At 37.3% G+C, this 11,500-nt stretch carries 18 protein-coding genes; 8 read left to right on the top strand and 10 right to left on the bottom strand.

Features of this window, described 5'->3' with window-relative positions; translation table 11 throughout:
* Positions 1 to 257: 257 nt before the first annotated feature.
* The 6 genes from ACFIKY_RS08335 to ACFIKY_RS08310 form a co-directional block, all read right to left on the bottom strand.
* Entirely contained in the window at positions 258 to 782 is a 525-nt protein-coding gene (locus ACFIKY_RS08335; protein ID WP_375635673.1) for a hypothetical protein, read from the bottom strand.
* A gap of 330 nt (positions 783 to 1,112) precedes the next feature.
* A complete protein-coding gene (locus ACFIKY_RS08330) occupies positions 1,113 to 1,571 on the bottom strand; it encodes a hypothetical protein (protein ID WP_375661687.1) in 459 nt (152 codons plus the stop codon).
* Entirely contained in the window at positions 1,558 to 1,887 is a 330-nt protein-coding gene (locus ACFIKY_RS08325; protein WP_375661686.1) for a hypothetical protein, read from the bottom strand. The genes ACFIKY_RS08330 and ACFIKY_RS08325 overlap by 14 nt, the downstream gene beginning before the upstream one ends.
* A 274-nt stretch (positions 1,888 to 2,161) precedes the next feature.
* Entirely contained in the window at positions 2,162 to 3,298 is a 1,137-nt protein-coding gene (locus ACFIKY_RS08320; RefSeq protein WP_375661685.1) for a hypothetical protein, read from the bottom strand.
* Positions 3,288 to 3,638: a DUF1376 domain-containing protein gene (locus tag ACFIKY_RS08315; RefSeq protein WP_375661684.1), complete on the bottom strand. Its 351-nt coding sequence runs from the start codon at positions 3,636 to 3,638 to the stop codon at positions 3,288 to 3,290. Before ACFIKY_RS08315 ends, ACFIKY_RS08320 begins: the two co-directional genes overlap by 11 nt.
* The gene (locus tag ACFIKY_RS08310) at positions 3,628 to 4,101 is read right to left on the bottom strand and encodes a crossover junction endodeoxyribonuclease RuvC (RefSeq protein WP_375661683.1); all 474 of its coding nucleotides are present in this window, start codon (positions 4,099 to 4,101) and stop codon (positions 3,628 to 3,630) included. Before ACFIKY_RS08310 ends, ACFIKY_RS08315 begins: the two co-directional genes overlap by 11 nt.
* Positions 4,102 to 4,176: 75 nt before the next feature.
* Here ACFIKY_RS08310 and ACFIKY_RS08305 point away from each other — a divergent pair, with 75 nt between their 5' ends.
* Entirely contained in the window at positions 4,177 to 4,968 is a 792-nt protein-coding gene (locus ACFIKY_RS08305) for a hypothetical protein (protein ID WP_375661682.1), read from the top strand.
* Here the strand turns inward: ACFIKY_RS08305 and ACFIKY_RS08300 are convergent.
* The 4 genes from ACFIKY_RS08300 to ACFIKY_RS08285 all read right to left on the bottom strand — a co-directional run bounded on the left by ACFIKY_RS08300 (position 4,955) and on the right by ACFIKY_RS08285 (position 7,274).
* Entirely contained in the window at positions 4,955 to 5,566 is a 612-nt protein-coding gene (locus ACFIKY_RS08300; RefSeq protein ID WP_375642657.1) for a hypothetical protein, read from the bottom strand. The two genes, ACFIKY_RS08305 and ACFIKY_RS08300, sit on opposite strands and share 14 nt — an antisense overlap.
* Before the next feature lie 10 nt (positions 5,567 to 5,576).
* Positions 5,577 to 6,038 carry a hypothetical protein gene (locus ACFIKY_RS08295; RefSeq protein ID WP_375661681.1) on the bottom strand — a complete coding sequence of 154 codons (462 nt, stop codon included), beginning with the start codon at positions 6,036 to 6,038 and terminating at the stop codon, positions 5,577 to 5,579.
* An 11-nt stretch (positions 6,039 to 6,049) separates the two neighbouring features.
* Positions 6,050 to 6,376, bottom strand: a complete 327-nt coding sequence (locus tag ACFIKY_RS08290; RefSeq protein WP_375610982.1) for a dATP/dGTP diphosphohydrolase domain-containing protein — start codon at positions 6,374 to 6,376, stop codon at positions 6,050 to 6,052.
* 574 nt (positions 6,377 to 6,950) lie between these two features.
* Entirely contained in the window at positions 6,951 to 7,274 is a 324-nt protein-coding gene (locus tag ACFIKY_RS08285; protein ID WP_375661680.1) for a hypothetical protein, read from the bottom strand.
* A gap of 113 nt (positions 7,275 to 7,387) precedes the next feature.
* Between ACFIKY_RS08285 and ACFIKY_RS08280 the strand changes: the two genes are divergently transcribed.
* The 7 genes from ACFIKY_RS08280 to ACFIKY_RS08250 all read left to right on the top strand — a co-directional run.
* On the top strand, positions 7,388 to 7,714 hold the full coding sequence (locus ACFIKY_RS08280; protein WP_273788722.1) for a hypothetical protein: 327 nt from the start codon (positions 7,388 to 7,390) through the stop codon (positions 7,712 to 7,714).
* Between the two features lie 245 nt (positions 7,715 to 7,959).
* Positions 7,960 to 8,340, top strand: coding sequence for a hypothetical protein (locus ACFIKY_RS08275; RefSeq protein ID WP_375635681.1), 381 nt, complete (start codon positions 7,960 to 7,962; stop codon positions 8,338 to 8,340).
* 113 nt (positions 8,341 to 8,453) lie between these two features.
* Entirely contained in the window at positions 8,454 to 8,999 is a 546-nt protein-coding gene (locus ACFIKY_RS08270; protein WP_375661679.1) for a hypothetical protein, read from the top strand.
* Positions 8,996 to 9,457, top strand: a complete 462-nt coding sequence (locus tag ACFIKY_RS08265; RefSeq protein WP_375661678.1) for a hypothetical protein — start codon at positions 8,996 to 8,998, stop codon at positions 9,455 to 9,457. The genes ACFIKY_RS08270 and ACFIKY_RS08265 overlap by 4 nt, the downstream gene beginning before the upstream one ends.
* Positions 9,458 to 9,462: 5 nt before the next feature.
* Positions 9,463 to 9,894: a hypothetical protein gene (locus tag ACFIKY_RS08260; RefSeq protein ID WP_252619730.1), complete on the top strand. Its 432-nt coding sequence runs from the start codon at positions 9,463 to 9,465 to the stop codon at positions 9,892 to 9,894.
* Positions 9,895 to 10,336: 442 nt separating this feature from the next.
* The gene (bet, locus tag ACFIKY_RS08255) at positions 10,337 to 11,164 is read left to right on the top strand and encodes a phage recombination protein Bet (RefSeq protein WP_375661677.1); all 828 of its coding nucleotides are present in this window, start codon (positions 10,337 to 10,339) and stop codon (positions 11,162 to 11,164) included.
* A 1-nt stretch (position 11,165) separates the two neighbouring features.
* On the top strand, positions 11,166 to 11,500 hold a 335-nt coding region (locus tag ACFIKY_RS08250; protein ID WP_375661676.1), incomplete at its 3' end, for a lambda exonuclease family protein.

The raw sequence follows: 11,500 nt of genomic DNA, 5'->3' as shown, positions 1-11,500 counted from the left end.
ACCCAGCAATTGCCATCATGGGATAAGTTACTTTCATTTTCAATAAAACCGCCGAGGTCCCCCGCCTTAACATCATCGAAATCTCTTAGAGCACGTATGCGGTGTAAAGTAAGACCATCAAAAGTGAAGTTTTCATTAGTAAATTCATATTTTTTAGATACAGTTGTAGTGGTCATAGGTAGCTCCCTAATCTGACATTTGAATAAATTTTTAATAAGAGGTTTAAAGAAGGCGCCCCCGCCGCACCCGCGCGTTATTTAAGCTGTTTTCCTATGAGGACGACACATAACAAAGCAAATTTCACCATAAGGAGAAAGGCGTTCTGTATAAACATTCTTCATTGTGTCACCACAAATATTCTTAGTAACAATAGCCATGCCACATGCATTGGCATTTTCATAAACATGCACTTTACTTACAATTTTTGCACTATCGAAAACATGGGCATTATCATACACATGGGCATTGGCAAAAACCTTTGCTGAATCGTAGACGCGAGCATTACCATATACAAAACCACCAACACCTGCATTGCCATAAACCTGCGCATTTTCGTAAACACGACCAGGGCTCACAACAATGGCCTGATCACCAACCCAGCAATTACCATCATGGGAAAGATTTTCTTCAGATTCAATATAGCCACCAAGTTGACCAGCTTTAACATCACCAAAATCTCTTAACGCCTTAATGCGATAAAGTTTTTTACCCTCACGAAGAATTGTTTGATTGGTGAGTTGATATTTTGGAGATGTTTTTTGATTTTTAACTGTAGCTTTCATGCTAGTAATCCTATTCGTAAAGAAGGTTTCTATTGACACCCTATAAGGGCGTCGGGCGCTAGAAACACGGCGAATAGTCCGCTGTGTGCTTTCCCCTAAAAAGGGTATTGTATAACACACTACACCCGACATAAATCGTTATATGCCAATGATAGCATAAAAGAAAGTCAGTATTTTAAAAGGCATGGGAGAGGCTGTATCGTAACCTATCCGCTATTCGCAAGTGTTTCTACACACTTGACGCCTTTCTAAACGAACCTTTTATTAATGTCAATACGTATTTTTTATTTTTTTCATTTTGATACCTACATCATTGAATATCAAGTGCTTTTAAATTTTACTTTTGGTTTTTAGTATAAAATGTAGTGCGTAAATGGACATGTTTATTAAACTGCGTGTATGCAACATGAGAAAGAATGAATAAACTAAAAAAAAGTACCAAATAACGATATCTAAATACCAAAATACAGTATAACTATTTGGAAAAATTAAAACGACAAGTGCTAAACTTATTAGCTTTAAAAGTCTGTGCAAATACTGTTGTAAATCACGTGTTAATGTCTTCCAACCTGTTGTATTGCCGCGTTTGTATTTTGGATTGTTCTGCAACTCAAAAGGAATATGAGAATTGCATAAAAGTACAAAAATATTTGTTATTATTATCAAACCAAAAGATGCAAATATCAAAATACCTTGGATAAAGTAGGGATTTTTTTTAATTCCTAAAAAGCATAAAAATATAAAAATTATAATACCAAACAAGGCTCTTAGCTGCTTATCTGTAAACATATTTATTTCCTGCGGTTTTTGATAATTTTTTGATCTCTTTATTGAGCTCATCTATAAGAGGTTCGTAATTGAGAACGCTTTGCGGAATACCACCCCCATAAACCCACGCTTTCACTTGAGCCTTGGTACTATAATCAACTTTGCAAGGCATCTCATGATACTGACCACCGTCAAATTCTTCGTATTCTCTTGTGCCATCATCATATTCGTAAAGGTTATAAAAATACTCTGCTACCCCTAATCCCCATGGTGCATGCCCCACCGCCGTTGCAACCCACTTTTTTTGCCCTTTCTGTTTACGTTTTTTTAAAAACATCTGGTTTAATATCCCCTAATCTAAATCCATAACTTTACCAATGGGTTTATTTGCCTCAAAATGGACCGTACAGAAGCGTTTTTAATTTCAATGTGGTTTTTATCATAAAATCTTTAAATCGCTCTGTACGGTGCCTTTCTGTCAATTTAAACGCATGTCTATTCTCAAAACGTTCAGCAAATTTCACTACTTTGCTGTTTTTTCGGATCCTTTTAAATACGATTTCATGACTGATGCTCCCGAAAAAAGCTCTATTTCTGATCCATAAGTGTCTTTAAGCGTAGATCGCTGTTGGGGGTATGCTAAATCTTTCTGAAAGGTTGTTTGCGAAATTGTTTGATGATGATTTATAGCATGCGGTTGCATATAGTTTTTCCGTTTCTAATTTTTTGTGTTTCTTAATTACCAATCCATATTCTGGATGCGTAATCCAATTATCCCAAGCGCTTTGCCAATCGCGTTCATTTGCATTTCGACATGGGTTGGTTTTTGAAAAGCGTACAAATTTTTCAAATTCTGATAAGGCTTCATCATGCGTTAATCCTTGTTCAGTTGCGTATTGAAAATCGGGTTTGAAATCTTCTAGTATTCTTTCAACGTCTTGTTTTTCGCTTGTTTTCTTAGTTTCTTCAAAAAAGTTTGCTTTCTCTGGAAAATAAGCAGGCATCATCGTGTCAAAGATTTCTGAAAGTTTTTTTCCAACCTTTTTAACTTTTCGTGAAGGCAATTTCGCAATCATCGCTTCGTCAATTTGCCATCGGTTGTTAGCTTCGTTTGAAAGATTGATATTTTGCTCGTGAATGATTGGTTGTTTGGTTTCTATCGTTTTGATTTGTTCTGATTGGCTTTCAACATCACACTCGATTGCCTTTTCAACAAAATCGTTTGTTTCTAAATTTTCAAAATCAATTTCTCTTTTTGATAAAATAATATTTTTATTTTTTTTGTTATTGTTAATGTTAATGTTATTGTGCATTTCCAAGCATTGCTCGTGCATTGCGTATGCATTACTTGTGCATTGCTCATGCATTGCACGTGCATCGTCATTACTTTTATCTTTGTTTTTATCCCATCTAGCTTTTGCTGCTTTTGATGCCTTTTCCGAAGCTTTATCTAAATTCTCATTAGAGTTATTGAGTTCTTCCTCAACATCTAAATTCCACAAGCGACCATCTGCTAAACGAATGAAATATCCTTCTTCAAGCAAAACATTCAGTGCCGCTTCAAACTTCTTCACTGAATAACCAGTGTAATGAGATAAAACTTTAATATTATAAAAAAGAGGTTCACCAGTATGCAACATACGTAACCGTAATCGCATATAGATATTGCCCTCTACAGCAGGCAAATAATCAACAACTATTGCCCACTTGTCTGCAAAAAGCCTCGTCCATGGCAACTTAGTTGACATACTTCACCTCCCTTTCTTTATTATTATTGCAAGTGAAATTATCTAGCTCTTCAGTGACGTTATTGAGTTCTTTTTCAACTTCTGAATTCCACAACCCACCATTGTCTAAACGTATGATGAATCCACCTTCAATCAAGGAATTCAAAGCTGTTTCAAACTCTTCTACTGGATAACCAACCCAAAAAGCTAATACCCTTAAGTCCTTTAAAATAGGCTCACCAGTATGGAGCATTAGAAGTCGCAACATGACATAGATACATTTCTCGGTCGGCGACAAACAACCAAGAGTAACAAGCCATCTGTCTGCAAAAAGCCTCGTCCATGGTAATTTACTGGACATACCCCAATTCCCTTTCTTTAACTAAATATAAAATTGCTAAAGCATCTGCTTCGTTGTCATCTTTCGGATTGTGCCCTTTTGCACGCACCGCCTTAATCATCTCTTCTTTCGACGCATTCCCCTTGCCTGTCGTCGCTTTCTTAATCGTACTTACTGGTATCCCCTCATACGGTATCTGATGCTGTTCACACCACGCCGTTAACGTTGCTAACAAACCACCGTAAACATGCGCTGCATCTGTACCAACATGCCGACGCACCTCTTCAAAATACACCGCGTCAATTTGACCTGCTGTCTGCTTTATTTCTGATAGCCATTGTTTAAAACGCAAGTAACGCATTCCACCGCCTTCAAAACGGCGCGATTGAAAATTCACGGTACCACTGAACATGTCACCACTTGCACCACGTATCGCCCACCCCGTTTTGGTACCTAGATCAAAACAAAGAATCGTGTTATTCACTGCGCCTCTCCATACACAATGTGTTTTATTAGGTTGTTTTTTTCCGAAAATGAAAGAAAGAACGGTGTGTAAAATATGCAAGCAGTTTTAAATTGGATAGAACAGCATCCTGTATTATTTTCAGCGTTTTCTGTATTATTTTCTGCACTTTCTTCGGTTGGTGCTTTATTATCAGCAATTTTTGCTTTTCGTTCTATTAAACAGACATTGAATTTAAGAAATGAAGATCGAATAGAAGCTGCAAAGTTCAGAAGAGAAGACCGAGAAAAATTTGAAACAGAATTAGCTAATGCCATGGACATAGCTAATTCAACTAAACAACAAGCAATATCAATGGAAAAGCTTGCTAACGTTCTAGAAAAACAGACAGAAATTCTAGAGCAGAGAAAACTTAATGTTTTTGTACAGCGTATAGTGATGCATAATGATCCTGATAATAAATCACAATTATTAATTGATATATTATTAACCATTGCAAATCCTACAAAACACATAATTAAAATTAATTCCATCAGTATAGAGAATGATAGAAATTATAAATTTATTCACGCAGTCTATCGTGGATTTACTGATTCAACCGTTTTTCCCCTCGGAGATATATACCAAATCCAGCCCCAAAGCTCCAAATACCTCTGTTTTAAACAACCCCAAACAGAGCCTCTAATACATGGAGATATTGACCCATTTAGCCTCATAGCTTTTGGCTCATTAGAACTAATTCTTACCATTTCGCCTCTCAAGAAAAATCCATTAATTTATCTAATATTTACTATGGAACACACTGCTATAGATCCTGAAAATCCACCAGAAAAAGTGAATTTTTTCGCTCACTGTATTCGTTTAAAAAATGCTTTCAATCCACTATAGTTTTCCCAGGTACGAGATAGCTCTGTTGTTCCTCAGGACTTTTTTTAGCAAGATCTTCCCATGTCAGTGGCTTTAACCCCAATAAATGCCCCAATAACTCTTGAGACCTCGGCCAATAGTCTAGTTGTGCAAATGTAATGGTATTTCGTGGTATAAACCATTCTTCAAAAGCTCTAACAACTTTAATTGCTTGAATCTTTGTCTGCTCATCCCTCATTAATTGTTGCAATAATTCCTGCGATCTATCTTCTTGTTCATCTGTAATGGGATTTAGTTCTATAAACTCTCTTACAAGCGTACGAACAGCTTTAGAGACTTGAATATTTTCATAAATATTTTCATATGACATCACACATTCTTGCCCTTTAGTGCTTTTCTCTAAACATTCTTGCACGTTTGCTTGTAATTCTTGTAAATGTTGTATTTTCTCTTCATTTTCTGCTAGCTGTCCTTCCATCAATGCTTTTTGTGACGTTATTAACTCATTTTTTTCTGCTAGCTCTTTTCTAAGCCTTCGCACTCTTTTAGAAGAGTCATGAACAGCATAAAACGAAATCACATTCGCAATTAAGGAAATAACAATTGCTACTAAACTCATCTTTCTCTCCTCACTTACCCTTCTTCTTACTCTTCTTATTCTTATGAGCCGGCGCTTTTACTACTTCATCACGCTGTTTAAGCTCTTGTGTTAGTCTTTGAATTTCCGTATCACGTGATTGAACATCTGCTTTTAGTGCCTGTATCTTTTCACTTTTCCGTTTAAACTCTTCTCGGTACGCATCTATCTTTTGCTTAAGTTCTTCAATTTCCTCGTCACGTTCTTCAATCTCTTGCTTCAGTTCTTCAATTAGCTTGTCGCATTGTTCAAGATCCGCATCACATTGATCAATTGTCTGCTTGCTTTCCTTTAAATACCTAAACTCATTCTCTCTCATTTCTTTCTTAAGATCTTGAACCTGCTCTTTAAGTGCTTTAACTTGGTTGCGATAATGCAATGCAATACGAAACATCACTCCGCTTAAGAGCAAAACTGAAACCACTGCTATCCATAAAATTTCATTCGAACTCATCTTTATCTCCTTTAATTTTTATGAGGGCGGTCATCATGACCAATCTGTTGTGCTTCGCATTCCATTAAAAAAAGAATGCAACAAGCCGCATGTGCCAAGTGTGATAAATCACTCTCAGCATCCTTATGCTCTCCACCAAACCATGCTAATAAATGACGTAAAGCAGCACCGTGTAACCTGCTCCAGTGCATGCCATTACGCCAATTGTTTGCTCCGTACTTCTTTGCCCCAAACTCTAAAACTTTACCAATTTCAAGCAGTGCCAACGGCGGTATAAGCTCTACACGAGGCTTACCATCATCATTCTTATGCGCTTCATTTGCATTATGTGAACACATATAAACTCTGTCGCCACCATATTCTTCAGTGCCGCAAACATATGCATTTCCATAAATCTTGGCCTTACCATAAACCACGGCATGACCGAACACCTTAGCAGCATCACAAACCTTGGCATAACCACAAACCTTGGCGTTGCCATAAACCTTGGCGCTGCCATAAACATGGATATTATCGTAAACGTAAGCATTACCAAAAACCGCAGCTTCATCACAAACCTTGGCATTGCCAAATACATGCGCATTACCACAAACCTTGGCGTTGCCATAAATCGCAGCTGCTAAAAGAACATTGGCATTCTCATAAACACGGGCATTGTCATAAACATGAGAAAAACCAAGAACCTTGGCATTGCCAAAAACACGTGCATCACCATAAACCCATGCCCTATTCCCAACCCAACAATCGCCCTCATGAGAGAGGTTGCCTTCACTCTCTACAAAACCACCAACATCACCTGCTTTAACATCACCAAAGTCTCTCAGTGCACGAATGCGGTGAAGAGTTTTTCCAGCAAACTCAATTGTTTCATCAGTAAGTTCGTATTTCTTTTCTACAGCCATCATCACCTCCTTAAGGCTGCAAAGTCTCACGCGCGCTATCAACGCTGGAACTTTTGCAAATTTTCGTAATTGGGGGGTGTTGCTCTTGCATTAATCTCTGCAAGCGCTCGGGATAAAAAAAATCTTCTGGACGCAAATCTATCCCATGATCACGTGCGTAGGTTAAGAGCATAATTTGGTATTTAGCTGGTATAATTCCGCCTTTACCCTCTAGTTTTTTTAAAGGATAAGTCCATTTATAAACAGCAGACACATGGCATTGAGAAATCAATGATACACGTTTCGCACCACCTAAATATTTTATAATCGTACCCGCTGAATTTTTGATATTCATTTTAATTTCTCTATTTATCAAACGGGCATTTATTCGATTATAGAAAAAATGTCAATATTTTTTCTAAAATAGAAATGTTGATATTTTTTAAAACAACAGGAATATTGGTAAGTATGGATATTCAAAAAGAAATAAAAATTTGGGCAAATGAAAAACTTAAAACAATGGGTCATGGGTCCCGAACTGAATTAGCTAAACATATGGGACTTCATACATCTGTTGTGTCTAAAATGCTTTCTGTCGATGATGATAAAGAAAGTAGAAGTATATCTGCTGATGAACTCGTTAGATTAACTTCATTTTTTAAAGCTCTCCCCCCTCATTTTATACCCGATAATTGTGATGATTATTTTTTAAAATTATATTCCTCGGCAAAGCCAGAACATAGAAAAGCTGTCATTTCTTTTCTACGATCTTTGCAAGAAGAAGATGAAAAATAACCACCCGTTTTTGCTCATTTGTTAATGACGAAAATATTTTTAGAGCTTTTTTATACTGCTTCATACAGAATTTTCTCCACATTGAAATGAAAATTAAATTACTTTTTTGTGTAGACTATTTGTCTATCACTAAAAAAATTTTTTTCTATTTTAGAAAAATTATATTGACTTATTCTAAAATCGAAAATATGTTCACTCCATATCTTAGAAAATAACTTTTGCCAATAGGCTCTATGGAGGCATTTGTGACAAAACCAGTGTTTATAAAATCTGATGAAATTCTCTTAGTGATGTGCGAAAATGAAGAGCAAAATCTCGCTAAATATGGAACTTTCTTCGAAGAAAAGGACATTATCAATTTTATCGACCAAGCCGATAATGCTGTCCAAATCTTGCGTATTGAACCAACGACTAATCGTTGCGAAGACATCTCTGAAGATATTGCCGAATTCTATCTTAAAGAATGTGAAGAGCAGTGTTTCAACGGAAACATTCCTCACGACTTTGTTACGCATAGTTCAGCATACGGTTTTTTTTTAGATGATATAAAACAGCGCGAATATGATGATGCAATGTATGGTTCTTACGAAAAACAACACCGTTTGCGTCCTTGTGATGTGCTTTAAAAGCTAAAGGCGTTTTTAAAAGACGCCACCTTTTCAAAAAATTCACCACACAATGCAATGCCGTTCTTTTGCAAGAACGACAAAGGCAGAATCTAACTTAAAGGAGTAAAACCATGGAAAAAAAATACGAAATGACTGATGAAACAATCGAAGTTGGGCGCAGAACGCTCCGCCGCATTCGTGCATTAAGGGATTTCGATGATGTCAAGGCTGGTGATCTTGGCGGCTATATCGAGAAAGAAGACAATCTAAGTCATGATGGCAATTGCTGGGTTGGGGGCTATGCCAAGGTTTATGATGATGCTAAGGTTTACGAAAATGCACATGTTTACGGTTATGCCGAGGTTTACGACAATTCTCGTATTTATGGCAAAGCAGAAGTTTTCGATGAACCATGCATTTACGGTCATGCAGAAGTTTACGGTGATGCATATATTTGCGGTGAACCGCACATTTTTGATAATGCAGAAGTTTATGGCAATGCACAAGTTTACGAAGAGCCACACATTTACGATAGGGCGCGTGTTTACGGCAATGCAGAAGTTTCCGGTGATGCGCATGTTTACGGTCATGCAAAAATTTACGGTGATGCATGTGTATGTTGGGACGACTGGATTAATGACGATAGAAGAATCTCAACTAGGGAACAAACCAGATGAGAAAATACGAACTTACTGATGAAACAATTCAGTTTGATGGAAGAATTCTTCACCGAATTAGAGCATTAAGAGACTTTGGATATGTCAAAAAAGGTGACCTAGGCGGTTTTATAGAAAAAGAGAGCAACTTAAGCCATAAGAGAGACTGTTGGATTTTTGGCAATGCACAAGTTTACGGTAATGCCAAAGTTTATGATGATGCGCGGGTTTATGGGAATGCACAAATTTATGGAAATGCACAAGTTTCTGATTATGCCGAAGTTGGTGGTGCTTCTGTTGGAGATAATGCCAAGGTTTTTGACTATGCGCGGATTTATGGGAATTCTGTTATAGGGGAAAGTGTACACGTTTACGGAAATGCTAAAATTTACAATCAAGCATATATTTGCTGTCGTGTAGATATTGCTGGAAATTGTAAAATTAGTGGCTCCACCGTAATCGTAGAACGTGAGAAATAGTAATCATGGAAAAAAAATATGAACTTACTGATGAAACAATTGAGTTTGATGGCAGAACTCTCCACCGCATACGTTCATTGAGAAGCTTCGGAAAAATCAAGAAAGGTGACCTAGGCGGCTTTATAGAAGGTGAGAGCAACTTAAGTCATGAAGGAGACTGTTGGGTTTATGATGATGCCATGGTTTATAGCGGTGCAAAAGTTTACAACAATGCCAAGGTATTTGATAACTCAAAAGTTTGTTATTTTGCAAATATTTATGAAAATGCAACAATTCATCATAACGCAAAAATATATGGTGGTCGTATTTTTGGAAAAGCACATGTTTACGAAAATGCAAGTGTTCATTGCAATGCAGAAGTGTATGGTAACGCACACATTTACGGAGATTCAGAGGTTCGTGGAGGCAGTATTATCACAACGAGCGAGAGAAGATAATTATTATGTATAGATATGAAATTAAACCTACTTTTTGTTCGCAGTTAGTTGTGAGAAATACCCACAATCCAGGTGAACTTTGTATAACGATCTCTGGAGATAAGGGCGAGCCCTATGTAGATACCATAATCTCTAAAGACAAAATAGATGCCTTCTTAAGTGAAGAGAATATCGTGCCAATGGAACTCATAGGATCGCAATGCTTTGCATTTTCATACGAATTCAGACCGTTTGCATGCACTAGATTTGAAATGATACCACCTAATTCAGATGAATCTTTCTTGTTGACGCTATATTCTGATCATTGTGCATATATAAAACGCATTCCAATTGATCGGATTGTACAACCTGTAAAGACAAAACTCTAACACCCCAAAACCAGTCTTTTAACACCAGCGTGATTCACGCCACGGGTGAATTGCGCGCAATGTAGGAAATCAAGATGACAAATTCCACTTTTTTAAAAGAAATGGCAGAAAAATATGGATTTTCTGCTGAAGAATTTCGAGCCACAATCATAAAAACTTGTATTGGAGATAAAAATGCTAATGTCATCACTGATGCAGAATTTGCCGTTTTTCTTTTTGTTGCCAATACTTATGGACTTAACCCTTTAACAAAAGAAATCTATGCATTCCCTAAAAAAGGCGGCGGCATCATACCCGTTGTTTCTATCGACGGTTGGATAAAGATCATCAAATCAAATCCTGACTTTGATGGCATGACCTTTCAAGATCAACTCAATGAGAATGGGACTATCATTGCTATCAAATGTGCTATTCGTCTCAAAGGGATTAAAGATCCTATCGAAGTCACCGAATATCTCAAAGAATGCGAACAAGCCCACAGTGAACCTTGGAAAAAATACCCCGCACGTATGTTGCGCCATAAAGCCACTATACAATGTGCTCGCTATGCTTTCGGGCTTTCCGGTATTTATGAAGAAGATGAAGCCGCACGTATCCATGAAGCAAACCATAACGTACAAACGAAGTTAGTTTCTTATGACGTGCTTACGCAAATCAAACAATTAATAAACATCACTCAAACAGAAGAAGAAAAAGTGCTTGAGTATGGACGAGTCCAAAAGCTTGAAGATCTTCCTGATGAAAGAGCACAAAGGATTTTGGATGTTTTGCAAAAGAGACAGCATGAAAAAGAACAATCTTTCCTACAACAAAAGCAAATAGAAGCGCCTATACAAGATGCCGAATATATTCACGTCCAAGATATAGAATATGCACCACAAGAACAAAGAACGGCGGTGTGAGATGGAACAAAGAACAGCAGAATGGTTTCAAGCGCGCTTGGGTAAAGTCACCGCATCTAATGTTTACAACATACTCAGTAAGACAGCAAAAGGATTGCCTACAAGCAAATATGAAGACTACAAAATCAAACTCATAACAGAGCGCTTAACAGGCGAAACAAGCCCCTATTATGAAACTGAAGATATGAGATGGGGTATCGAACATGAAGATGATGCCTTGAGAGAATATGGCTTCATTTATGATGCCGATATAACAAAGTGCGGCTTTATCCAACACCCCACAATAGAAATGGCGGGGGCTAGCCCCGATGGTCTCATTGGAGAAGACGGTTTAAT

Origin of the sequence: Bartonella sp. CR127HXZ, assembly GCF_042194555.1 — a bacterium.
GTDB lineage: Bacteria > Pseudomonadota > Alphaproteobacteria > Rhizobiales > Rhizobiaceae > Bartonella > Bartonella grahamii.
The sequence above is the reverse complement of the archived record's forward strand: the minus strand, read 5'-3'. Positions and strand labels throughout refer to the sequence as shown.

What these genes read in the sequence shown, in the direction of transcription:
- ACFIKY_RS08285 (WP_375661680.1), bottom strand. Translation starts at nt 7,274, where the DNA reads ATGAATATCAAAAATTCAGCGGGTACGATTATAAAATATTTAGGTGGT.
- bet (WP_375661677.1), top strand. Translation starts at nt 10,337, where the DNA reads ATGACAAATTCCACTTTTTTAAAAGAAATGGCAGAAAAATATGGATTT.
- ACFIKY_RS08335 (WP_375635673.1), bottom strand. Translation starts at nt 782, where the DNA reads ATGAAAGCTACAGTTAAAAATCAAAAAACATCTCCAAAATATCAACTC.
- ACFIKY_RS08320 (WP_375661685.1), bottom strand. Translation starts at nt 3,298, where the DNA reads ATGTCAACTAAGTTGCCATGGACGAGGCTTTTTGCAGACAAGTGGGCA.
- ACFIKY_RS08295 (WP_375661681.1), bottom strand. Translation starts at nt 6,038, where the DNA reads ATGAGTTCGAATGAAATTTTATGGATAGCAGTGGTTTCAGTTTTGCTC.
- ACFIKY_RS08265 (WP_375661678.1), top strand. Translation starts at nt 8,996, where the DNA reads ATGAGAAAATACGAACTTACTGATGAAACAATTCAGTTTGATGGAAGA.
- ACFIKY_RS08305 (WP_375661682.1), top strand. Translation starts at nt 4,177, where the DNA reads ATGCAAGCAGTTTTAAATTGGATAGAACAGCATCCTGTATTATTTTCA.
- ACFIKY_RS08300 (WP_375642657.1), bottom strand. Translation starts at nt 5,566, where the DNA reads ATGAGTTTAGTAGCAATTGTTATTTCCTTAATTGCGAATGTGATTTCG.
- ACFIKY_RS08325 (WP_375661686.1), bottom strand. Translation starts at nt 1,887, where the DNA reads ATGTTTTTAAAAAAACGTAAACAGAAAGGGCAAAAAAAGTGGGTTGCA.
- ACFIKY_RS08260 (WP_252619730.1), top strand. Translation starts at nt 9,463, where the DNA reads ATGGAAAAAAAATATGAACTTACTGATGAAACAATTGAGTTTGATGGC.
- ACFIKY_RS08280 (WP_273788722.1), top strand. Translation starts at nt 7,388, where the DNA reads ATGGATATTCAAAAAGAAATAAAAATTTGGGCAAATGAAAAACTTAAA.
- ACFIKY_RS08290 (WP_375610982.1), bottom strand. Translation starts at nt 6,376, where the DNA reads ATGTGTTCACATAATGCAAATGAAGCGCATAAGAATGATGATGGTAAG.
- ACFIKY_RS08330 (WP_375661687.1), bottom strand. Translation starts at nt 1,571, where the DNA reads ATGTTTACAGATAAGCAGCTAAGAGCCTTGTTTGGTATTATAATTTTT.
- ACFIKY_RS08315 (WP_375661684.1), bottom strand. Translation starts at nt 3,638, where the DNA reads ATGTCCAGTAAATTACCATGGACGAGGCTTTTTGCAGACAGATGGCTT.
- ACFIKY_RS08270 (WP_375661679.1), top strand. Translation starts at nt 8,454, where the DNA reads ATGGAAAAAAAATACGAAATGACTGATGAAACAATCGAAGTTGGGCGC.